We start from the raw sequence: 21,502 nt of genomic DNA on the forward strand, positions 1-21,502 counted from the left end.
ATTCAAATGAAACACAGCAGAAAACTGGCCCTTGGCTCTGTCGTTGCCGCATTTTTGTCGCCTGCGGCTTATGCTGAGGAGTTTATCACGATTGGCACGGGTGGTGTAACGGGCGTTTATTATCCGACGGGTGGCGCGATTTGTCGTTTGGTGAACAAGGGCCGTAAGGAGCATGGGGTTCGGTGTTCGGTGGAATCGACGGGTGGGTCGGTTTACAACATCAACACCATCCGCGAGGGTGAGCTGGAGTTTGGTGTGGCGCAGTCTGACTGGCAGTACCATGCTTACAACGGCACCTCGAAATTCGAAGATGCGGGCGCGTTTGAGAACCTGCGCGCGGTGTTCTCGGTCCATCCTGAGCCGTTCACGGTTGTGGCGCGCGCGGATGCGGGGATTTCCAGCTTTGAAGACCTCAAGGGCAAGCGCGTGAACATCGGCAACCCGGGTTCGGGTCAGCGCGGCACGATGGATGTTGTGCTTGAGGCCGTGGGCTGGACGCTGGACGATTTCGAGCTGGCCTCGGAGCTGAAAGCGGCTGAGCAGTCGGCGGCGCTGTGCGACAACCAGATCGATGCGATGATCTACACCGTGGGTCACCCGTCGGGCTCGATTCAGGAGGCGACCACTGCGTGTGATTCCGTTCTGGTGAACGTGACCGGCGATGCGATCGATGGTCTGATCGACGGCAATTCCTACTACCGCACCGCGACCATCCCCGGTGGCATGTATCGCGGCTCGGATGGCGACACCACGACCTTTGGTGTAGGCGCGACCTTTGTGACCTCGGCGGATGTATCCGATGACGCAGTCTATGCGGTTGTCAGCTCGGTCTTTGAAAACTTTGACGATTTCAAAAAGCTGCACCCGGCATTTGCGAACCTGAAGCCCGAAGAGATGATCTCGGACGGTCTGTCGGCGCCGCTGCATCCGGGTGCCGAGAAGTACTACAAGGAAAAAGGCTGGCTGCAGTAAGCCGGACCTGATGTGGGGCGCGCCTGTGACGGGCGCGCCCCTTTTGCACCCGGAGCAGCCGGGTGGACGATAAGGCCGAAACGGCCATATGACGGGGAGACGCCAGATGAGTTCCGACACACAATCCAACCGCCCGCTATCCGAGGAAGAGCTTCAGGATCTGGTGGCGTCCTCTGACGCGGGCGCGCGCAATCCGGCGGGGAATGTGGGGCTGTTTCTGGCCATCGTGGCGGTGCTGTGGTCGGTCTTTCAGGTGGTGCTGGCCTCGCCCTTGTCGAATGTGCTGCTGCCGGGCAGCGTGGTGAACAACTCGCGCCAGATCCATCTGGCCTTTGCGATCTTTCTGGCCTTTGCGGCCTATCCGGCGCTGAAATCCAGCCCGCGCAATTACATCCCCGTGCAGGATTGGATCATGGGCGTGGTGGGTGCGGTGATCGCGCTTTATGGTTATATTTTCTACGAAAAAGTCGTGAACAATGGCCTGCTGGCCGATGACGTGGACAAATGGGTGGCCCTGGCTGGGTTGCTGTTGCTGTTCGAGGCCGCGCGGCGTGCGCTTGGCCCGGCGATGGCGATCATTGCCACGATTTTCCTGGCCTATGTGTTCTTTGGCTCATCCTCCTGGGTGCCCGAGGTGATCCAGTGGAAGGGCGCCAGCCTGAAAAAGGCCATGAGCCATATGTGGATCACGTCCGAAGGTGTGTTTGGCATCGCTTTGGGCGTCTCGACCAAGTTCGTCTTCCTCTTCGTGCTGTTCGGTGCGCTTTTGGATAAGGCGGGTGCGGGCAATTACTTTATCAAGATGGCCTTTGGCGCGCTGGGTCACCTGCGCGGCGGCCCGGCCAAGGCGGCTGTGGTGGGGTCTGCGGCGACCGGGCTGATCTCGGGTTCTTCGATTGCCAATGTGGTGACTACCGGCACCTTCACCATCCCGCTGATGAAGCGGGTGGGCTTTTCCAGCGAACAGGCGGGCTCGGTCGAGGTCGCCTCTTCGGTGAACGGTCAGATCATGCCGCCGGTGATGGGGGCAGCGGCCTTTTTGATGGTGGAATATGTGGGCATTTCCTATGTCGAGGTGATCACGCATGCCTTCCTGCCGGCGGCGATCTCGTACATCGCACTGGTCTATATCGTGCACCTTGAGGCGGTGAAGCGGAACATGCCGACGCTGGGCAACCGCGTGGTGTCGATGGGCCGCACGATCGGCGGTATGGCGCTGTTCTTTGTGGGCTTTGCCGGGCTGTGCTATGGCATCCAATACCCGATCAAGGCGGTGATTGCGCTGATGCCGGGGGCGTCTGGTCTGGTGCTGTCGGCGCTGGTTGTTGTGGCCTATATGATCTTGTTGAAACTGGCCTCGGGCGTCGAGGATCTCGTCCCCGATGACCCCAACGCCAAAGAGGTCGAGCTGCCGGTCATTGCCGAGATCTACAAGGCCGGTCTGCATTACCTGCTGCCGATCATCGTGCTGGTCTACTTCCTGATGATCGAGCAGAAATCGCCGGGTCTGTCGGCTTTCTGGGCCACCTCGCTGCTGTTCGTGATCCTGCTGACGCAGAAGCCGCTGAAGTCGATCTTTCGGGGTGAGAACAACACGGCCAATGCCTTCATGGCTGGCGTGGCCGACCTGTGGAACGGCCTGATCGACGGCGCGCGCAACATGATCGGCATCGCACTGGCCACCGCCACTGCAGGCGTGATTGTGGGCACCGTGACGCTGACCGGTGTGGGGCAGGTGATGGCCGATCTGGTCGAGTTCCTGTCGGGCGGCAACCTGATCGCCATGCTGGCGCTGGTGGGCCTGCTCAGCCTTATTCTGGGTATGGGCCTGCCGACCACGGCGAACTATATCGTCGTCAGCTCGCTGATGGCGGGTGTGGTCGTGGAACTGGGCGCGCAGGACGGTCTGATCGTGCCGCTGATCGCGGTGCATCTGTTTGTGTTCTACTTCGGCATCATGGCCGATGTGACGCCGCCCGTGGGTCTGGCCAGCTTTGCCGCTGCTGCCGTGTCAGGAGGCGACGCGATCAAGACGGGCTTCACCGCCTTCTTCTATTCCTTGCGCACCGTGGCGCTGCCGTTCGTGTTCATCTTCAACACCGATCTCTTGCTGATTGATGTGGGCTGGGTGCAGGGCATTCTGGTGGCCATCTCTGCGACCATCGCGATCCTGATCTTCACCGCCGGCACCATGGGCTGGTTCCTGACCCGCAACCGCATCTACGAAAGCGTGGCGCTGATCCTGATCGCCTTTGCGCTGTTCCGTCCGGACTTCTTCATGAACCGCATCGCGCCGCCCTTCGCGCAGATCGACCCGGCACAGCTGGAGCAAGCCGTGGGCGACGCCGCACCGGGCAGCACCCTGCGGATCGAGGTCGCGGGCCCCGATTTTGACACCGGCAACATGACCGAAACCACCGTGGTCCTGACGGTCGGCGACGAGGGTGATGGTGCGGCCCGCATCGACGCCCTTGGCCTGTTGCCGCTTGAGGAGGACGGCCTGGTCAAGCTGGATGAGCCTCTGTTCGGCACCCCGGTCTCGGACGAGCTGTCGAACTTCGACTACTACGCCGACGAGCCCGTCCGCATCACCACCGTGCAGGCCCCCCAGAACCAGCCCCCCAAAGAGCTGATCTTCATCCCGGCGCTGATCTTGCTGGGCTTCATCGCCTTCCTGCAACGCAGCCGTGCAGCCCGCACAAGCGAACAAGAGGTAACATCATGATCAAATCCGTCCTCTGTGCCGTAGATGCCGGGAAGCCCGAAACCGATGCCGAGGTCCTACGTCAGGCCGCGCGGCTGGCAGAGCTCGACAATGCTCAGCTTGATGTTGTTACGGTGCTGCCCGATTTTGGGGAATCCTTTGTCGGCAGCTTCTTCGAGCCCGAGCATCACGAGCAAGCCGTGACCAAAGCGCAAGAAGCGCTCGAGGCGCTGGGTCAATCGGTCCTGGGCGAAGCGCGCAACGCACAGGTACGCCATGTGGTCGCCACGGGCACGGCCTATCAGAAAATCCTGCACACGGCCAAAGAAGCAGGCAGCGACCTGATCGTCATCGGCGCACACCGGCCCGACCTCAAAGACTACCTCCTCGGCCCAAACGCAGCACGCGTCGTCAGACACTCAGAAGTCTCCGTCTACGTCGTGCGCTGATCAATAGCCGGTCATTTCAAGGTAGCCGCGCCCTGTGTGACTGCCCGATACCATGATCGGGCCTTCCCAATACTCAAATCGCGTTGCCATCCATGCTTTGGGCGTCAGGGCCGTGACTTCGACATCCACTCCGCGTTCAGGCAATTCAACGCGCCAGCGAACGGGGATGTCTCGCCCTGCGATCCGCGCTTTGTCCAGCGGGGTGAAACGGGTTGACCCGTCCGGCAACGGGGTTGTGGTGCCATCTGCGCCAATCCATGTGGACGCCGTGAAATCTTGTTGCGTCCCGCGAAGACGGAATGCCATCAGCTTGTCTCCGTCGTCAAAACTGAGCGAGAACCAGTCCCATCCGATCTGATCCGCGGCCAGAGGTTGCGAGGACCATTCTCGATCCAGCCAGCCCTGACCCTGCACGGCGACATTGCCTTCCGGCAGGTGCAAAGTCCCCTCAACACGGTAGAAGGGCTGCGAATAGTAGTGGCTTGCCTGTCCTTCAGCGGATTTTACGGAATATCCGTCCGCCCCGTGAAACACCAACGGGCCTTGGGCTGTCAGGCTCAGGTCATACGTGAACTCTGCGCCGCTGGCACGCAGCTGCAAGCTGTTCAGATCATTCCCTCGCATATACCAATCATCGACCCATGCCTCGAACGGCGAGGCCGTCACTCCGGCCTGACCGATGCCGCCGCGCGAGAGACGCTCGGCCAGAAAATGGTTGTCAGGCGTGGTGACGGCAGCGTGGCCCAGCCAAAGCTGAGGGTTTTGCCAGCCATCCGTTTCAAAGGGCTTCAGCGCTGAACGGAACAATGTCCACTGGATACCATAATCGCGCCCGTCCTCGCCTTGCAGATTGGCCGTCAGGTACCACCACTCGATCCGGTAGTCGGGGTGAGGACCATGGTCAGCCGGGAATTGAAATTGATATCCGCGTTGGGGGATCGCAAAGCCTTCGGCAGATCCGCCTAGGCCCGCATAGCCTTGCGCGTGAGCCCAATTGGGTAGAAGCAGAACGGCGATCAAAAACCAAGCCCTAACGTTCATTGGCAAATACCCTCAGTAAGTCCGCAGGTGGCAGGCGCAGCAGGCGCAAGGCAGGCAGGGCGGCCGCAACAAAAGCCGCCAGAATGGTCAGCGCCAGAAGATAGGCCCAATCCACAGGGAAAAGATACATCGGCAAGCGCCAGCCAAAAGCCTCGACATTGATGACGGCCAGCAGGACCCATGCAAGTGCAAGCCCAAGTGGCAGCGCCAGCACTGCTGTCAGTGCGGCCAACAGGATACTGCGCAGCACCTCGAGCCACGCCAGCCGATTCCGGGTTAGCCCCAGCGCCCAGACCGGCGCGATCTGGGGCAGGCGCTGGGTCCACAAGGTCAGCAGGCTGGTCAATATTGCAAACCCGGCCACACCCAGCGTCAGGACATTCAGTGCCGAGGTTACGACAAATGTCTTGTCGAACACTGCCAGCGATTGCGCCTTGATCGCCGCTTGCTGAACCACGGCGCCCGACGGCAGATCGAACCGGTCTCGCAACTCCTGCGCCAGAGCCGAGGCACGCTCGGGCGGTATGCGAATGCCGAACTGCCGTGTCTCGACCCCCGGCGCGATCATGTCCAACAGTGGCATTGCGACAATGGCCTGCCCGGTCGGGTTGCCATAGTCGGAATAGACGGCGGCGATGGGCAAGGTGGTCGCCGATGTCAGCGCCAACTCATCGCCGGGCCAGAGGTTCTGACGGCGGGCGAGTTGCTCGTTGATCAATACTGCGCGCCCCTGCATCACTTGGTCCCACGCGCCGTCGGACGTGGCGATCAGCGGCCAGTTTTCGCGATAGGTCGGATGGTCCAGAACGCCGTAGAGGAACAATGGCCCGCTCTCATGAGCAATTTCGGTGTTGCGAATGGGCAGGATCATATCAACCTGCGGGGCAAGCCACTGTGTGATCTCTTGGCCCTGCGCATCGTCGGCGGCGGTCAGGTAGAGTTCCGAGGCCAAACGCTGATCGAGCCATCCTGTAAAGGTCAGGCGGAAGCTCGACACCATCGTGCTGACGCCGATATTGGCGGCCAGTGCCAGCAGTAGGGCCATCAATGCCAGCGAAAGGCCCGGTAGTTGCGCGCGCATATCAGACCAGACCCATTGCGCGACGGGGCCGTTCGCCCGAGCCCCGAAGCCGCGCAACAGGATGGACAGAAGGAACGGAAGCAGCAGGGCAGAGCCGGTCAGAAGGCCCGCGACCAGGATGAACCCAGCGATCAAGCCTCCGATCGCCAATTGCGCGCCGATACCCAGAGCAATCGCGGCTACTCCGGCCATCGCGATCACCCGTCGGCCCGAGGCAGCGCTGCGCCAGGCTTGAACGCCTGCCCCGGACAGCAGCGGCAGGTGGGCTAGTCGATACAGGGCGTGACCGCTGGCCAGCAAGGTACCACCCAGCGCCATTGCAAGTCCGGCCAAAGCCCATTGTGGTTGCAGGCTGATCTGCCCGCTGACTGGCGCGCCGTATAGACCGCGCAGCGTGGCGGCCACATCAGGCAACAAGGCACCAGCGATAAAGAACCCGAGCAGCAGACCCAACACGCCGCCGATCAGGGCCAGTAGGGTCAACTCGGCCAGAATGGTCCAGACCAGCCGCCGCATCGACACGCCAAGGGCGCGCAAGGTGCGGATCATCGCGCGCCGTTGGGCGAAGGCCAGCCCAACCGTGCCATGCACGATGAACAGGCCCACTGCAAAGGACAAAAGCCCGAAGGCGGACAGGTTCAGATGAAAGCTGTCGGTCAATTGCGCGGTGTCCAATTGGTCCGCGGCGGGGATACGGTCGAGATCGGGGGTGATCTCTGGCAGAGCGGGCAGGCCCTTCGGTTGTTGTGGCAATACGACCAGGTGGCTGATCTGGCCACGACGGTCCAGCAGGGTTTCAGCCACGCCGATATCGGTCAGGATCAAACCGGGTGGCAGGGCGTCGCTGATCAGGACCGGCGGCAGAGACTGCTGGTTTTGCAACCGGTCGGCCACTGGGGGCGTTGTCAGCAAGCGACCCGGTGCGGTTAGCATATCGGCAGGGTCAGGCGGGGCAGCCCCTTCTTCGACCTGAGTAACAGCGGGTAGGGCCGGGTAAGCGACCATATCAACACCAAGCAACCGGAATCTGTTTTCTCCGATACGAACCGAGCCTTCAAGCACAGCGGCCACCTGCCAACCTGCGCGTCTGAGCGTTGCATATTGCTCAATCGGGATCGTGCCCGAGGGGTTGCGCAGCGTGTCGAAGCGGCCCAGCAGCAATTGCTCGTTGGCGCGCTGATAGCTGGCCCGCGCCTCGGCATTGATGGCCTGAACCGCAGACCACAGGCCCGTGGCCAGCGCGATGCCGATCAGCAATGTGGCCAGTTGCAACCGATGCGCCCGCCAATGGGACAGCAGAGCCAGCAGGACGACACGCGTCATGCCACCCGCCCACCAGACAGATGCGCGTGATGATCCAGTCGCCCGGCAATGTCCTGTGAATGCGTGACGAGTAGTAGCGCCGCCTTGGTTTCCGCGATCAGGGACAGCATCAGATCCAGCACCGTGGCGCTGGCGGTTTCGTCCAGATTTCCCGTCGGCTCATCCGCAAGCAGCAGCTTGGGTCTTGTTGCCATGGCGCGTCCGATGGCGACGCGTTGCTGCTGGCCTCCCGACAGGGTCTCGGGGTAGCGGTCCAGTAAATCGGACAGTCCCAGTCGCGTGGCCAGATGACCGACCCATTCTGCATCCAGCCGGTTCGCAAGCCGCGCGTGAAAAGCTAGGTTCTGCGCGACGGTCAGTGAAGGGATCAGGTTGAACTGCTGAAACACCAATGCCGCGCTTTCACGGCGCAAGGCCGCCCGACCGGGATCGTCCAAACCGGACAGAGCGGTCCCGTCCAGCGTGATCTCGCCCCCGTCGAACCCATCAAGCGCACCCACAAGGTTCAAAAGCGTGCTCTTGCCGCTGCCGCTTTCGCCCGTCAGCGCCAGAGTTTGCCCGCGATCAAGGTTCAGCGTCACCCCTTGCAAAACGGGGCGACCACCCGGATAGGATTTCCGAACGTCGTCGATCTTCAGCAGCATTTCCAAGCCTCTAACGATGTCCGTCACAATGTGGACCCTTCGGCATTGGTGTCCAGATCAGAGTTGATTTCGCACCCTTTCGTCGCAGCCGGGCAGGTGGGGTTGTTCAGCCCTGTTGAACACGTCATGGTGAGGTCAAGTGGTCACAATGAGACGGGCGAGCATGACATTACCAGAGCAAATTGTCTGGGGCAGTCTTTATCTGGGGATTTGCTTCCTGATCGAGATCGTGCTGCTGACTTGGTGTACGCAGGTGATCCGAGTGCTTTCTCTGCGGTTGGAGCAGAGCAAACGGTTCTTTACCATCGCAGCACCTTTATGTACCGCGCTGGCGTTTATCGTTCTGATTCATACGTTTCAGGTCTGGCTATGGGCCGTTGTGTGGGTGCTGGGGGAAACACTGCCGGAATGGAACGAGGCGCTCTATTTCTCATTGGTGACATTCACGACACTTGGCTATGGCGATATTGTCTTGGGTGAGGGGCTGAGGATTTTCGGCGCCTTCGCCTCGGTGACGGGCCTGTTGGCGTTCGGGTTGTCCACAGCCTTCATGGTCGCCTTGATGACCCGTGTTTTTCAGGAAGAGTTGATCTCTTAAAGGATCGGCGCAAAGAGCCGCGCCAGAGGGGAGCCGAAGCGGATATAAAGGCGTTGTTCGGACAGGTCGCGGTCCAGCTCGTAGCTTTGTTCGAAATCCGCCTCCAGCATTTGGGCCACCGCATTGGCGGCGCGGCTGTCAAAAAAGAGCGCCATGGCCTCGAAATTCAGGCGGAAGGATCGGTTGTCTAGATTCGTGGTACCGACGGCGGCCAACGTGTCATCCACGACAAAAGCTTTTTGGTGCATGAACCCATTGGTATAGCGGAAGACCCGCGCGCCACAGTCGCGCACCTCGTCGAAATAGGCAAAGGCTGCCAGCCAGGGCAGGCGGTGATCCATCACTTCGGGTACCAGAATGCGCACGTCTACCCCGCGCAGGGCAGCGTGCTGAAGGGCGGTCATTATGTCGATATCGGGCACGAAATAGGGCGATGCGATCCACAAACGCTCTTTCGCCTCGGTAATGGCGGCAAAGAACATCATTGAACCGGTTTCTGTTTCGTCACCGGGACCAGTTGCAACCAAAAGCGCGTTCATGTCCTGATCAGACTCCGAGCCTGCCCAGTCCAGATCGTCGATCAGGTCTTCTTCATGGGCCCAGTGCCAATCTTCGGTAAAGATCAATTGCAACTGCCGGACGATATGACCGCTCATCTTGATATGCGTATCGCGCCAGTGCCCGAAATAGTTGTCTTGCCCCAGATATTCGACGCCTACATTGTGCCCGCCGATAAACCCGGTTTCACCATCGATGATCACCGTCTTGCGGTGGTTGCGGTAATTGAGCTGAAAGCGGTGTTGTGGTCCGCGCCGATCACGCGGGTTGGCAATCTCGACCCCGGCTTCGCGCAGCGTGTCCAGATAGGCCGTGGGCAGGCCATAGCTGCCGACAGCGTCAGTCATGAAGCGCACGCTCACGCCACGCTGGGCCGCGTCGATCAGTTTGGACTGCAACCTTTGGCCCAGCGCGTCATCGCGCACGATGTAGAACTGTATCAGGATGTAGTTCTGCGCCGCATCAATCGCCTCGAATATGGCGTCGAACGTGGCTTGCCCGTCGACCAGCAACGCGGCCCCGTTCCCGCGCGAGACGGGCAGGTGGGCAAGTGCCTCGAACGGGCGCGGGTTGATCCGCATCGTGGCCGGATCGGGTCGTGAGAAATCGGCGAATGTCTTGATCCCTTCGACCACACTTTCGCTGTGCTTGCGCGCGATGCGATAACCGCGAAACCTGTGGTGGCCCAGAAACAGATAGAGCGGGACGCCAAACACCGGGGCCGAGATCAGGAACACCACCCAGCCTACGGCCCCTTGCGGCGTGCGCGCGGTCTGCGCGGCGCGGATCGCAAAGACTGCCGCCAGCACATAAAGCGCAAAGACAAGCGCAGAAACAAGCAATGTCCACACGGGGTTATAGGCCCTCGTTCCAGTTATTTGCCCCAGTGTATCCCCGTTTGCGATCCGGGGCTATACGCGTGCTGAGATTAAGGCAACCGAGCCGCCAATTGCGCGAGGTCGGCCCGCAAGGTGTCCCGAACCTCGCCTGAATTCGGGCGGTCGCGCAGCGTTTCAAACCAATGCAGAGGTGGCCGCTTGCCCGCAGCCCTGTTCCAGCGCAGGCCGCGCAAAGTGCTTTGCGAGGTGTTGTTCAGCCGGTCCGGGATCTCGGTCCCGTTCAGCACCGCCCAAACACCTGTCCAAAGTCGGGCGACTGACCACGGGTTGTATCCGCCGCCACCCAACACCAGCAGGCGTGGCGCCAAGCCGCGCAGGGCCGCCACGGTGCGCCAATGGGCGTTGTTGGACAGGGTTAGGCGCGACAGAGGGTCCTCGGCCACTGCATCGGCCCCGCATTGCAGCACAATGGCCTGAGGTCGGAACGACGTTGTGGCGGGCAGGATCAACTGGTCGAGGATCGTATAGAACTCATCATCATTCAGCCCGCGTTCGACGGGCAGATTGAAGGCGGCACCGCCAGCCGTGTCCGTCAAAGCGCCGGTAAAGGGCCAGCGGCGCGTTTCGTGGACCGAGATCATGCGGATTTTGGCCGACCCTGCAAATGCGCTTTCAACCCCGTCGCAGTGATGGGCGTCAATATCCACGTAGACGATTCGATCCAGCCCGGATTTCAACAAGGTCAGTATCGCCAGAACCGGGTCGTTCAGATAGCAAAACCCGTTGGCGCGGTCCGCAAGCCCATGATGCGTGCCGCCTGCGGGGCTGAAAACGATGCCGCCCTCGCGCAGCAGTTCGGCACCCAGCATCGACCCTCCGGCGGCGGTGGCGGGACGGCGGTACATCTCGGCAAAAACAGGGTTGGACAAAGTTCCCAGCCCGTATCGGCTGCGGGTGTCATTCGAGACGGCCTGCTCGGCCTCGGCCTGTTGCAGCGCGGTGATGTAGTCCGGCGTATGAAATGCGTGCAGGGCAGAGGGTTTTGCGCAAGGACTGACACGGTAGTTCTGCTGGTTCAGCCAGCCTTGCGCGCGACACAGGTCGATGACCGTCGACACACGCGGAATCGCCAGCGGATGCTGTGTGCCGTAGGTGGAGTTCCGATAGATCTCTGACCCGATGAACACAGGCTGCATGGTTCACCCTGCGCGCGGGTCTTCGCCCAAGCTTCCATCCAGCGACATCATGATCGCAATCGGCCTGAGTGCTGGGATATGGCTGAACACGATCAGAATGCAGACGGTCAGCGGCACGCTGAGGAACGCGCCAATCATGCCCCAGACCGTGGTCCAGAAGGTCAGCGCCAGAATGACAAGGAAGGTCGACATGTTCAGCGACCGCCCCAGCATGGCCGGGTCTACGAAATTGCCGATCAGGAATTGGATGGTGCCGCACCCCAGCACGATTATCAAAAACGGACCGATGCTTTCAAATTGAACCAGCGCGATCATGGCCGGGAAAATGACCGCAATGATCGAGCCGATCGAGGGGATGAAATTCAGCGCGAAGGTCAGGACGGCCCAGGTCTCGGCATATTCCAGCCCGAGAACACGGAAGATCGAATAGCTGATCCCGGCCGTGACCAGGCTGATAAAGGTCTTTACCCCCACATACCGTTGCAGACTAAACGAAATGGCATCCAGCACCGCCGCGAAGTCTGCTCCGGTTTGAGGGTTCCCCGCAACCAGTTGTATTTTCTTGCGAAACGCCAACCGCTCGGCCATCAGGAACGCAACATACAGGCTGATCAGAAAGAACTGATTCAGCAACGAGGTAGCGCTGCCCAGCATTACGCGCGCGACATAGGACATGTCGATGCTGATCAGATTGTCACGGATAAAGCTTGTAACGTCATTGCCCACCAGCCCCGCGATCCGGTTCACGGCGCTGTCGAACTGATCTTCGTAGGTGTTGATCGAGCGGGCAAACTGTGTCGCCTGACTGCCCAGAATATACATGATCATGAACAAACCGGCCAAAACAACGATAACACCGGCGATGTTGGCCACCCAGACCGGCACGCGCGTGATGGAGATGACACGATCGCTGACCGCGATGATTAGAACGTTGATCAGCAAGGCCATGGTCAGCGGGATCAGAAAGGCGGACCCAGCATAAAGGCCCAGCACCACCAGCGTGGCGACTATCGCGGTGTCACGCACGACCGACAGGCGCAGTCGCGGTCGTGTCACATGTGGGTCCTGATCCAAAGGCATCGTTTTGTCTGTTGCCATTCTAGCTGTCTTGAGAAGCCGATTTACTGCCCTGATCCTGCACAGCCGAGCAGGATTATGCAATGCGCGCAAGCGTTTGGGAGTATTAATTTGCGTTGAACCGGGTTTTGACGGTTCTGTGATCCTGCGCGCCGCGTTAAGATTTGGACATGAGCGCCAATATGATTCCTTCCGCAAACCGACCCCTTCAGGCGCTATGGCTGGCCTTTGGCCGGTTCAGTGCCAAAAACGGAATGGTCATGAGCAGCCATGTTGCCATGTCCCTGATGCTGGCCCTGTTTCCCTTCGTCCTGTTCACAGTCGCCTTGGCGGGGACACTGTCGCAAGACTATGTCACCAATGAGTTGATCGAGCTGATTTTCGGCGCTTGGCCCAAAGATGTCGCCGATCCGATCGTGGCCGAGCTGAGAGCAGTTTTGCAGGCTTCGAACTCCAGCGTAATCACGCTGGGGGGGCTGTTGGCAGTGTTTTTCGCCTCGAACGGGGTGATGGCAGTGCGGGCGGCGATGAATCAGGCTTATCATGATCAAGACAGTTGGCCGTTTTGGAAAACCCGCCTTTACTGTCTTGGACTGGTGATTGCCGGAGGAGCGACCGTTCTTGCGATTGCTGCAGTCGAGGTTGTCTTGCCAGTATATACAAGGCTTGTGTCCGAAAAAACGGATGTGAACGTGTCCAATTGGCTGTCCGTGGATCGGCTGCGCTGGACCTTTACAGTGGCGGTCCCAGCGGGGCTTGTGATGCTGGCCCATCTTCTGCTGCCGACGCGGCGCCACAAGCTGACGCAAATCCTGCCCGGCGTGGCGTTGACGCTTGCGCTCTGGGCGGCGGGCGGGTGGGGCTTCTCGATCTATATCGGGCAGTTCGCCTCGTACAACGCGACCTATGCGGGGCTGGCCGGAGTGATGGCGGCACTGATTTTCCTGTACCTCTGCGCGGCCATGCTGATTTTGGGGGCCGAGTTCAACGGGGCGTTGATGGATCTGGGCGAGGCGGCGGACTAGCTTCACCACATCCCGGCGCTGTGCTGCCTTGTTTGGGTCATTTTCCCGGCAAACTCTGCGTGTATCGGTACAGACAAGGTCAAACCCGTCTGTGTTAAAAGGTGCCCAATGTCAGATAAACCGGTTCACACGTCGCAACTGCAACGCCCGCTGTCGCTGGCACAGCGGATCGAAGATTTGCGGACCCGCAAGCCGGAATACCTCAACCATGGGGACGCGCTTTTGATGCAAGGGATTGCTACCGCATCGTTGCGCCAGCAGGTTCTGGCAGGAGACTTCCTGTCGATGGAAGATTAAGTCTCGCCGCGAAACCCTGTCGCCACAACGAATTTTTCCGAACTGTCGGACCGCGAGGCAGGCGGTTTCACGTTGGCGACCTTGGTGAATTTCTGCTTAAGCAGCTTTTGCAAATCGCCCTCGGCCCCTCCGGCCAGAACCTTCGCGACAAATGTGCCGCCTTCTTCCAGCACATCAAAGGCGAAGTAAGCGGCAGTTTCACACAGTGCCATGATGCGCAAATGGTCGGTTTGCTTGTGCCCGGATGAGGCAGCGGCCATGTCCGACATCACCACATCAGCCTTGCCGCCCAACCACTCTTTGACCTTCTCGTCGGCATCGTCTTCCATGAAGTCCAGCACATGCGCGGTTGCGCCCGCGACGGGTTCGACCTCCTGCAGATCAACGCCCAGTACGGTGCCGATCCGCTTGCCGCTTTTCTCGCCAAGCGCGTTCACTCTTTTGACAGCCACCTGCAACCAACCTCCGGGCGCGCAGCCCAGATCAACGACGCGTGCACCGGGAACGAGAAAGCGGAATTTATCGTCCAGTTCCAATATTTTGAATGCTGCACGCCCTCGGTACCCCTCGGCCTGTGCGCGTTTAACATAGGGGTCGTTCAATTGCCGTTCCAGCCAGCGGGTCGAGCTGAGTTTACGCCCACGCGCCGTCTTGACCTTAACCTTCAGGTCGCGTTGCCCGCGACCCGAGTTGCTTTTTCCAGTTGGTGTCTTCGCCATCAGAACGGTCCGTCTTCCAATACGCCGTCCGCGCTCATCTGCGCATAAAGCAGTCCTTCACGCAGCCCCCGGTCCGCCACGGAAAGGCGGTCGGTGGGCCAGCAGCGCAAGAGGGCCTGCAAAATGGCCGAGCCGGACATGATCAGGGCCTGCCGGTCGTCGCCAATGCGCGGGTCCCGGCGTCGACCCTGAGGGCCGAGTTCTAGATACCCTCGTATCACTTTGTCAATCTGATCGCTGGTCATGCGCAAACCGTCCACCTTGGTCCGGTCATAGCGCTTCAACCCCAGATGTGAGGCAGCCACGGTCGTTACCGTCCCGCTGGTGCCAACGATCTGGAACCCTTCGCGGGCCTGTTCGTCCTTGTAAGGCGCAAAATCGGCGAGGTTCTCTTCAAAAAACCAGCTCATCAGAGCAAAGCGGGCTGAATCGTCCTCAACATCGTTGAACTGATCACGCAGCGTTGCCACACCCAGCGGAACGCTGATCCAATCCACCACCTTGGCCGCAGGGAACGGGCTTTCGACCGGGTGAAACCCATGGTGCAACCGCATGATCGCGGCAGGCCGGTCACGGCGCGCAATGGATGAGATATCGATCCACACCAATTCGGTCGAGCCGCCGCCGATATCGACCACCAGCAACTGTTCAGTCTTGGTCGACACGAGCGGCGCGCATGAGATCACGGCCAGGCGTGCCTCTTCCTCGGGCTGGATGATCTCAAGCGTCAGGCCGGTTTCGCGCTTTACCTGACGGATGAAATCACGCGCGTTCTTGGCGCGGCGGCAGGCCTCGGTCGCGACAAGGCGCATCCGTTTGACTTTATTGCGTTTCAGCTTCTGCTGGCAGATGCGCAAAGCCTGAATGGTGCGCGCCATCGAGGACCGAGACAGCCGTCCGGTCCGTTCGAGCCCCGCACCCAACTGCACGGATTTCGAGAAACTGTCGACCACATGAAAGCCGCTGCCCTTGGGCTGGGCAATCAACATGCGACAACTATTTGTACCCAGATCCAGCGCCGCATACAGCGCATCGGGATCGGGCCTTGCCGGCGCGGGGCTTTCGACCGCCTTCGGGAACGCGCCCGCACCTTTGGGACGCTTGGGCGCCATCTTCAACGCCCTCCGATTTTCGAGTTACCCCGACCATAGGTCGCGCGTTCTTGTCGCGCAAGACGCTCATTATTGTGATGAGGATTTTGATATGCGCGTTTGATGCCGAATTCGTTACAACCCCGGTATCCCGTCGTAGGCAAAACGTCGTTTGAAATGCGCCTTGTGTCGAAAACCGACCGACCTGCGACCATATAGATGTTTAGAACCGGTCCATCTGGTTAGGAGGAATCATACGCGATGCCTGACGTTACCATCGTTTACTGGCGCGACATCCCTGCTCAAGTCATCGTCGGCAAAGGCCGTCGAGGTGCCAAGCGGCAGTTGGAGGAGCGGTTCGAACAAGCCATCGACCGAGCGGCGATGAAGGTGAATGCCAAGGACAGCGATGCCTATCTGGCCGAATGGCGCAAAGCAGATCCTTTCGCGGTCGAGGGCGAGCCCTCGGAGATCGCCGAAGCCGAAGCAGCGCGTCTGGAAGCGGAATATGATCAGGACCGTATCAAAGCTCTGATCGCAAATGACGGTTGGGCATGAGCCCGAAATCTATATGGGAGGCCGCTATGGCTTTGCTGAACTTCAAAAAACGTGATGCCGCCGAAAACGGCCCTGTGAACCCGACCGTCGAAGCCTTTTTGCAGGGCTATTCGATCGAGGTGATGCCGCGCACCGCCGAAAAGGTCGAAGATTTCCGCGCGCTGCTGCCTGAAGGCACTCGCGTCTACATCGCCCATATCGAGGGCACGCCCATCAAGGACATGGTCAAGACCGCCAAGCGCATCGCTGCCGAGGGCTATCCGGTGATGCCGCACTTCCCCGCGCGGATCATCAAGGACGCCGGGACGCTGGAAAACTGGATTTCGATGTATCAGGGCGAAGCGGGCGTTGAGCAGGCGCTTCTGCTGGCCGGTGGTGTCGAGAAACCCCATGGCGATTTCCACAGTTCGATGCAGCTGATGGAGACCGGTCTGTTCGACAAGGCAGGCTTCAAGCGTCTGCACGTGGCAGGCCACCCCGAGGGCAATAAGGATATTGACCCGGACGGTTCGACCAAGAACGTGGAAGACGCGCTGCGCTGGAAACAGAAATTCAGCGAAACCACCGACGCCGAAATGGCGTTGGCCACTCAGTTCGCCTTTGACGCCAAACCGATCATCGCTTGGGCCGACAGCCTGAAAGAGGCAGGGATCGATTTGCCGATCCATATCGGTATCGCGGGTCCGGCCAAGCTGCAGACCCTGATCAAATTCGCCATCGCCTGCGGTGTTGGCCCCTCGCTGAAGGTTCTGCAAAAGCGCGCCATGGACGTGTCCAAGCTGCTGCTGCCCTACGAGCCCACCGATGTTCTGACCGAGTTGGCCAACCACAAGGCCGCCAACCCGGACTTCAACATCACCAACGTGCATTTCTTCCCACTTGGCGGTATCAAAACCAACGCCACCTGGGCCATCAACAACGGCGGCGCTTCGGCAAAGCCTGCAAACTCCTAAGGAACGGACATGACCCGTACTGTCGTCGAATCAAAAACAAAAACCGCCGTTCTGGGCTTTGACGAACCGTTCTGCGTGATCGGTGAACGGATCAACCCCACGGGCCGCAAGAAACTGGCTGCGGAACTGGAAGCGGGCGATTTCTCGACTGTTGAGAAAGACGCGCTGGCACAGGTTGCGGCAGGCGCGACCGTTCTGGATATCAACGCGGGTGTCGTCTACAACTCGAACCCCAACCCGAACGAGACCGAGCCGCCGCTGATGACCAAGATCGTCGAGTTGGTGCAGGGTCTGGTCGACGTACCGCTGTGCATCGACAGCTCGGTTCCTGGTGCTCTGGAAGCCGGTCTTGAGGCGGCTGAAGGCCGTCCACTGCTGAACTCGGTCACCGGTGAAGAAGAGCGCCTGGAGCTGGTTCTGCCGCTGGTCAAGAGATACAACGTGCCGGTTGTGGCGATCTCGAATGACGATACCGGGATTTCCGAAGACCCCGATGTACGGTTCGACGTGGCCAAGAAGATCGTGGAACGTGCAGCCGATTTCGGCATTCCGGCGCATGACATCGTGGTTGACCCGCTGGTCATGCCCATCGGCGCAATGGCAACCGCTGGCCAGCAGGTTTTTGCGCTGGTCCGTCGTTTGCGTGAAGAGCTGGGCGTGAATACCACTTGCGGCGCGTCCAATATCTCGTTCGGCCTGCCGAACCGCCACGGCATCAACAACGCCTTCCTGCCGATGGCGATGGGCGCAGGCATGACCTCTGCGATCATGAACCCGGTCGCGCTGCCCGTTGGTCCCAAGAAGCTGGCTGAAAAGAAGGCCGAAGTAGAAGCCAAAGGTATCATTCTGCCTGCGGATATGGATGATGAGACTTTCTGCCAACTGTTCGGTCTGGGCTCGACCCAGCCGCGTGCCGGCAAGGAAATGGAGGCTATCCGCGCCGCTAACCTGCTGACCAACAATGACCCCCATGGCGGGGCTTGGATCAAGTTCAACAAATCACCTGAAGAAGCCGCAGCAGCCGGTGCTGCAGGCGGTCGTCGCGGCGGTGGCCGTCGTCGTCGCGCCTGATCCGTCGGCAAGAAAGAACAGAAGGCTGGGTCAACTGCCCGGCCTTTTTTGTTCTGGATTTTCTTGTCCTTTGGTGAAGGTTGCGACTTGTGTTTGGGAAAGCGGCAATGCTATCCCCAACCCCGCGGCGGGTATGATGTAATGGTAGCCTGTCAGCTTCCCAAGCTGAACGCGCGGGTTCGATTCCCGCTACCCGCTCCAGTTTTCCCAGATCACGCGGCCCGGCGCGCCTGAAACAAGTTGATGATTGCCGGGATTTCGATGCCGTTTTCGGTGTCGAATTGCTCAAGGTTTTTGGCAACGTCGGCTTCAATGGCCGCTACATCCTCGTCGGTTCCATTGAAATGGCCGATCACACGGGCCGCCGGTCCAACTCGCGTACACAGCGCAGCGGTGCCCGGCACACCGTTGAAACCAGGCAAGGACAATGGCACGGGGTCTGCCTTGATGTCGGTCAGTCCAGCGTCGTTCATCATCCCGGCGACATAGTCCAGATCGTGAAAGGCAAGCGGTCCGGGGGCAAATCGGCCATATTTGGGCGGATTGCCCAGCCGCGCCGTGGCAGAGACGTGAGGAATCTTGAACCAAGGATTGCCTGCAAGTGGCCCCCATGCGGCAAAAGTCATCTGTCCACCGGGTTTCAGCGCGCTTGCGATATTGCGGAATGCTGCAGCCGAGTCCTGAAAGAACATGACCCCGAACCTCGAAATCGCAGCATCGAACTCGCATTCCAAAAAAGCCTGTGTCTGGGCGTCAGCGTAAAGAAAACTCATATTTGTCAGGTTTTCAGCGCGTGCGCGCTCCTGGGCGCGGTCCAGAAAGGCCTGCGAAATGTCTGCGCTTTGGACATGACCCGAACCGCCGACACGCTTCGCCGCTGCAAGCGAACTGACGCCGGTGCCACATCCGATGTCCAATACCCGCATACCTTCGACAATATTGGCGCGGCTTAGAACAAGGTCCAGCACTGGGGTGAATACGTGATCCAACTGATCCTCGTATGTCAGCCATTTCACGCCCGACGGCGACTTGCCCCAATACTCAGCCTGTTCTTCGTTCGGTGTGTGCATTGGGGCCTCCGTCGTTTGATCCGACTATGACCTGCGGCGGCGACGACGGCCAGATTTTTCGTCATCCCCGCCGCCGGTGTTGAAGGACGGCGCGGGCAGGGTGACCACCTGCGCCAGTTCTGGGAACGGGTCGGTTTTATGCGGGATCGCGTTGGCGGCGACGAAATGTTCCTGAAACTTTGGCTCGATGGCGGTTTCGACCTTGGTGATCTCGCGCACAACACGCTCGATTTCCTTGCGCGATCCGATGTTGCACAAAGCGATCCGGGCACCGGTGCCAGCCGCGTTGCCCGCGCTGGAAACCTTGTCCAGCGGCGCGTCTGGGATCATGCCCAGAACCATCGCGTGTTTGGTCGAGATATGGGCACCAAACGCCCCGGCCAGAACCACGCGGTCAACGGTGTCGACCTCCATCTCATCCATCAGCAGGCGCGCACCGGCATAGAGTGCCGATTTCGCCAGCTGGATGGCGCGGATGTCACCTTGGGTCACGGTGATACGCGGGCCGCCCTCGGCGCTGGCATCGTGGATCAGATAGGCGTGGGTGCGGCCTTCGGGTACGCAGCGGGCGGTGCCGGTTTGCTCGGCGGACCCGATCAAGCCGCTTTCATCCAGCAGCCCGGCGATGCGCATCTCGGCCACAGCCTCGATAATGCCCGAGCCACAGATGCCAGTGATCCCGGTGGTGGCGATATCCTGATCAAAGCCGTCTTCGTCCGACCACTTGTCCGATCCGATGATGCGGAAGCGGGGTTCCTTGGTTGCAGGGTCAATTTCGATGCGCTCAATCGCGCCGGGGGCGGCGCGCTGGCCGGAACTGATCTGCGCGCCCTCAAACGCGGGGCCGGTGGGCGAGGAACAGGCCAGCACGCGTGTGGTGTTGCCCAACAGGATTTCAGCGTTGGTGCCCACGTCCACGATCAGCACAAGGTCTTCGGACTTGCCGGGTTCCTCGGAGAGCGCAACGGCGGCACAGTCGGCTCCCACATGGCCCGCGATGCAGGGCAGGATATAGACCTGCGCGCGCGGGTTCATCTTGGTCAGGTCCATCTCACGTGCGGGCAAGGACATGCTCTCGGATGTGGCCAACGCGAAGGGGGCCTGCCCCAGCTCGACCGGGTCCAGACCCAGCAGCAGGTGGTGCATGACCGGGTTGCAGACGAAGACCGTTTCAACGATCAGACTGGCGTCGATCCCGGCCTCATCCGCGATCGAGGTGGTCAGGTCGTTGATTGCCTCGCGCACGGCACGGGTCATTTCCTGATCACCGCCGGGGTTCATCATGGCGTAGGAGACGCGGCTCATCAGGTCTTCACCAAAGCGGATCTGCGGGTTCATCAGGCCCGAGGACGCCTTGACCTCACCGGTTTCCAGATCGGTCAGGTGGGCGGCGACGGTGGTTGAGCCAAGGTCGATGGCCAGACCGTACAGCCCCTGTTCATGCAGGCCGGGCCAAATTTCGACCACCTTGGCGACCTCATCCTTGTGGCCTTTGTGGACGGCCACCGTGACCTCCCATTTGCCTTTGCGCAGCACCGGTTGCAGCTTGGCCATCAGCGACAGATCGGCGGTGACGGCGTCGATCTTCCACTGCTCGCGCAGGGCGCGTTCCAGCCGCTCCAGATCACCCGTAGGCGAGTGCATGTCGGGTTCCTCGACCACCACGAAATATAGCCGCGTGGCTGGGTCCATGGTGATGGCGCGTGCAGCAGCCGCTTTGCGGACGACCTGACGATGGACCTGAGATTCAGGGGGCACGTCGATCACGATATCGCCCTGAACCGTCGCCTGACAGCCCAGACGGCGGCCAGGCTTGAGCCCGCGTTTGTCGTCATAGCGTTGTTCAACCGCGTTCCATTCGCTCAGCGCGTCCTCGGATACGGTGACACCGTGCTTGGGAAACTCGCCATAGCTGGGCGTGATCTGGCACTTCGAACAAATCCCGCGTCCGCCGCAGACCGAATCCAGATCGACACCCAACTGCCGGGCGGCGGTCAGAACCGGGGTGCCAACGGGGAAATGCCCGCGTTTGCCCGAGGGGGTAAAGACAACAAGGGGGTCGGTGGTCATGTCGGGCCTGCCTTTTGTATTCGCGCGTATGCCGGGGAAGATATGGGTTTGTGCGCAAAGGGAAAGGCCAATCAGCGGCACGTTTGTCACCGGTTGCGTCGTTTTTTGCCGCGGCAATGACCCGCAGGGGAAAACTAGTTCAGATCAGGGGCTTTCCCTTGGGTTC

19 protein-coding genes and 1 tRNA gene are annotated in these 21,502 nt (G+C 60.2%); 10 read left to right on the forward strand and 10 right to left on the reverse strand.

The features are described 5' to 3' along the window. Nucleotides 1-6 precede the first annotated feature (6 nt). The 3 genes from ACR0CA_RS02025 (at nt 7) to ACR0CA_RS02035 (ending at nt 4,125) form a co-directional block, all read left to right on the forward strand. A complete protein-coding gene (locus tag ACR0CA_RS02025; RefSeq protein ID WP_480719396.1) occupies nt 7-972 on the forward strand; it encodes a TAXI family TRAP transporter solute-binding subunit in 966 nt (321 codons plus the stop codon). 106 nt (nt 973-1,078) lie between these two features. After that, complete coding sequence (locus tag ACR0CA_RS02030; RefSeq protein ID WP_480897301.1) at nt 1,079-3,697, forward strand: TRAP transporter permease; 2,619 nt, start codon at nt 1,079-1,081, stop codon at nt 3,695-3,697. After that, nucleotides 3,694-4,125 (forward strand): universal stress protein, encoded by a 432-nt coding sequence (locus ACR0CA_RS02035; RefSeq protein ID WP_480897302.1) that lies wholly within the window; start codon nt 3,694-3,696, stop codon nt 4,123-4,125. The genes ACR0CA_RS02030 and ACR0CA_RS02035 overlap by 4 nt, the downstream gene beginning before the upstream one ends. On the opposite strand, the gene ACR0CA_RS02040 is transcribed toward ACR0CA_RS02035, so the two are convergent. The 3 genes from ACR0CA_RS02040 to ACR0CA_RS02050 are packed head-to-tail and all read right to left on the reverse strand — an operon-like array spanning nt 4,126 to nt 8,214. Next, entirely contained in the window at nt 4,126-5,166 is a 1,041-nt protein-coding gene (locus ACR0CA_RS02040; protein WP_480897303.1) for a lipocalin-like domain-containing protein, read from the reverse strand. Further along, nucleotides 5,156-7,570, reverse strand: a complete 2,415-nt coding sequence (locus ACR0CA_RS02045) for an FtsX-like permease family protein (protein WP_480897304.1) — start codon at nt 7,568-7,570, stop codon at nt 5,156-5,158. The genes ACR0CA_RS02040 and ACR0CA_RS02045 overlap by 11 nt, the downstream gene beginning before the upstream one ends. Continuing rightward, nucleotides 7,567-8,214 (reverse strand): ABC transporter ATP-binding protein, encoded by a 648-nt coding sequence (locus tag ACR0CA_RS02050; protein ID WP_480897369.1) that lies wholly within the window; start codon nt 8,212-8,214, stop codon nt 7,567-7,569. The genes ACR0CA_RS02045 and ACR0CA_RS02050 overlap by 4 nt, the downstream gene beginning before the upstream one ends. 163 nt (nt 8,215-8,377) lie before the next feature. Here ACR0CA_RS02050 and ACR0CA_RS02055 point away from each other — a divergent pair, with 163 nt between their 5' ends. After that, nucleotides 8,378-8,812, forward strand: a complete 435-nt coding sequence (locus ACR0CA_RS02055; RefSeq protein ID WP_170769812.1) for an ion channel — start codon at nt 8,378-8,380, stop codon at nt 8,810-8,812. On the opposite strand, the gene cls is transcribed toward ACR0CA_RS02055, so the two are convergent. From cls to ACR0CA_RS02070, 3 genes are all read right to left on the reverse strand, one after another. Then, the gene (gene cls / locus ACR0CA_RS02060; protein WP_480553028.1) at nt 8,809-10,221 is read right to left on the reverse strand and encodes a cardiolipin synthase; all 1,413 of its coding nucleotides are present in this window, start codon (nt 10,219-10,221) and stop codon (nt 8,809-8,811) included. The two genes, ACR0CA_RS02055 and cls, sit on opposite strands and share 4 nt — an antisense overlap. Before the next feature lie 77 nt (nt 10,222-10,298). Further along, nucleotides 10,299-11,405: an acetoin utilization protein AcuC gene (locus tag ACR0CA_RS02065; RefSeq protein ID WP_480861026.1), complete on the reverse strand. Its 1,107-nt coding sequence runs from the start codon at nt 11,403-11,405 to the stop codon at nt 10,299-10,301. A 3-nt stretch (nt 11,406-11,408) separates the two neighbouring features. Continuing rightward, nucleotides 11,409-12,503 carry an AI-2E family transporter gene (locus tag ACR0CA_RS02070; protein ID WP_237215588.1) on the reverse strand — a complete coding sequence of 365 codons (1,095 nt, stop codon included), beginning with the start codon at nt 12,501-12,503 and terminating at the stop codon, nt 11,409-11,411. Between the two features lie 161 nt (nt 12,504-12,664). Here ACR0CA_RS02070 and ACR0CA_RS02075 point away from each other — a divergent pair, with 161 nt between their 5' ends. Continuing rightward, complete coding sequence (locus ACR0CA_RS02075) at nt 12,665-13,507, forward strand: YihY/virulence factor BrkB family protein (RefSeq protein ID WP_480873929.1); 843 nt, start codon at nt 12,665-12,667, stop codon at nt 13,505-13,507. Nucleotides 13,508-13,615: 108 nt separating this feature from the next. Beyond that, entirely contained in the window at nt 13,616-13,804 is a 189-nt protein-coding gene (locus tag ACR0CA_RS02080) for a hypothetical protein (RefSeq protein ID WP_170769808.1), read from the forward strand. On the opposite strand, the gene ACR0CA_RS02085 is transcribed toward ACR0CA_RS02080, so the two are convergent. Next, a complete protein-coding gene (locus ACR0CA_RS02085) occupies nt 13,801-14,523 on the reverse strand; it encodes an RlmE family RNA methyltransferase (protein ID WP_170769807.1) in 723 nt (240 codons plus the stop codon). The genes ACR0CA_RS02080 and ACR0CA_RS02085 overlap by 4 nt on opposite strands. Next, nucleotides 14,523-15,635, reverse strand: a complete 1,113-nt coding sequence (locus ACR0CA_RS02090; RefSeq protein WP_170769806.1) for a Ppx/GppA phosphatase family protein — start codon at nt 15,633-15,635, stop codon at nt 14,523-14,525. Before ACR0CA_RS02090 ends, ACR0CA_RS02085 begins: the two co-directional genes overlap by 1 nt. Nucleotides 15,636-15,875: 240 nt before the next feature. Between ACR0CA_RS02090 and ACR0CA_RS02095 the strand changes: the two genes are divergently transcribed. The 4 genes from ACR0CA_RS02095 to ACR0CA_RS02110 all read left to right on the forward strand — a co-directional run bounded on the left by ACR0CA_RS02095 (nt 15,876) and on the right by ACR0CA_RS02110 (nt 18,397). Beyond that, nucleotides 15,876-16,172, forward strand: a complete 297-nt coding sequence (locus ACR0CA_RS02095) for a virulence factor (RefSeq protein ID WP_170769805.1) — start codon at nt 15,876-15,878, stop codon at nt 16,170-16,172. A 26-nt stretch (nt 16,173-16,198) separates the two neighbouring features. Beyond that, nucleotides 16,199-17,125, forward strand: a complete 927-nt coding sequence (locus ACR0CA_RS02100) for a methylenetetrahydrofolate reductase (RefSeq protein WP_480897305.1) — start codon at nt 16,199-16,201, stop codon at nt 17,123-17,125. Between the two features lie 9 nt (nt 17,126-17,134). Next, nucleotides 17,135-18,196, forward strand: coding sequence for a methyltetrahydrofolate cobalamin methyltransferase (locus tag ACR0CA_RS02105; protein WP_480897306.1), 1,062 nt, complete (start codon nt 17,135-17,137; stop codon nt 18,194-18,196). Between the two features lie 127 nt (nt 18,197-18,323). Next, nucleotides 18,324-18,397 (forward strand) — tRNA-Gly (locus tag ACR0CA_RS02110). A gap of 11 nt (nt 18,398-18,408) precedes the next feature. Here ACR0CA_RS02110 and ACR0CA_RS02115 read toward each other — a convergent pair. Next, a complete protein-coding gene (locus ACR0CA_RS02115; protein ID WP_480897307.1) occupies nt 18,409-19,266 on the reverse strand; it encodes a class I SAM-dependent methyltransferase in 858 nt (285 codons plus the stop codon). A 24-nt stretch (nt 19,267-19,290) separates the two neighbouring features. Next, nucleotides 19,291-21,336 (reverse strand): ASKHA domain-containing protein, encoded by a 2,046-nt coding sequence (locus ACR0CA_RS02120; protein ID WP_480897308.1) that lies wholly within the window; start codon nt 21,334-21,336, stop codon nt 19,291-19,293. Nucleotides 21,337-21,502: the final 166 nt, after the last annotated feature.

It is taken from the genome of Ruegeria sp. F12, from assembly GCF_056533885.1.

Bases quoted from the DNA above. Each gene is read 5' to 3' on its own strand.
- ACR0CA_RS02040 (WP_480897303.1), bottom strand. From the start codon at position 5,166: ATGAACGTTAGGGCTTGGTTTTTGATCGCCGTTCTGCTTCTACCCAAT.
- ACR0CA_RS02105 (WP_480897306.1), top strand. From the start codon at position 17,135: ATGACCCGTACTGTCGTCGAATCAAAAACAAAAACCGCCGTTCTGGGC.
- ACR0CA_RS02025 (WP_480719396.1), top strand. From the start codon at position 7: ATGAAACACAGCAGAAAACTGGCCCTTGGCTCTGTCGTTGCCGCATTT.
- ACR0CA_RS02045 (WP_480897304.1), bottom strand. From the start codon at position 7,570: ATGACGCGTGTCGTCCTGCTGGCTCTGCTGTCCCATTGGCGGGCGCAT.
- ACR0CA_RS02075 (WP_480873929.1), top strand. From the start codon at position 12,665: ATGATTCCTTCCGCAAACCGACCCCTTCAGGCGCTATGGCTGGCCTTT.
- ACR0CA_RS02095 (WP_170769805.1), top strand. From the start codon at position 15,876: ATGCCTGACGTTACCATCGTTTACTGGCGCGACATCCCTGCTCAAGTC.
- ACR0CA_RS02100 (WP_480897305.1), top strand. From the start codon at position 16,199: ATGGCTTTGCTGAACTTCAAAAAACGTGATGCCGCCGAAAACGGCCCT.
- ACR0CA_RS02035 (WP_480897302.1), top strand. From the start codon at position 3,694: ATGATCAAATCCGTCCTCTGTGCCGTAGATGCCGGGAAGCCCGAAACC.
- ACR0CA_RS02080 (WP_170769808.1), top strand. From the start codon at position 13,616: ATGTCAGATAAACCGGTTCACACGTCGCAACTGCAACGCCCGCTGTCG.
- ACR0CA_RS02120 (WP_480897308.1), bottom strand. From the start codon at position 21,336: ATGACCACCGACCCCCTTGTTGTCTTTACCCCCTCGGGCAAACGCGGG.
- ACR0CA_RS02115 (WP_480897307.1), bottom strand. From the start codon at position 19,266: ATGCACACACCGAACGAAGAACAGGCTGAGTATTGGGGCAAGTCGCCG.
- ACR0CA_RS02090 (WP_170769806.1), bottom strand. From the start codon at position 15,635: ATGGCGCCCAAGCGTCCCAAAGGTGCGGGCGCGTTCCCGAAGGCGGTC.
- ACR0CA_RS02065 (WP_480861026.1), bottom strand. From the start codon at position 11,405: ATGCAGCCTGTGTTCATCGGGTCAGAGATCTATCGGAACTCCACCTAC.
- ACR0CA_RS02050 (WP_480897369.1), bottom strand. From the start codon at position 8,214: ATGCTGCTGAAGATCGACGACGTTCGGAAATCCTATCCGGGTGGTCGC.
- ACR0CA_RS02070 (WP_237215588.1), bottom strand. From the start codon at position 12,503: ATGGCAACAGACAAAACGATGCCTTTGGATCAGGACCCACATGTGACA.
- ACR0CA_RS02085 (WP_170769807.1), bottom strand. From the start codon at position 14,523: ATGGCGAAGACACCAACTGGAAAAAGCAACTCGGGTCGCGGGCAACGC.
- ACR0CA_RS02055 (WP_170769812.1), top strand. From the start codon at position 8,378: ATGACATTACCAGAGCAAATTGTCTGGGGCAGTCTTTATCTGGGGATT.
- ACR0CA_RS02030 (WP_480897301.1), top strand. From the start codon at position 1,079: ATGAGTTCCGACACACAATCCAACCGCCCGCTATCCGAGGAAGAGCTT.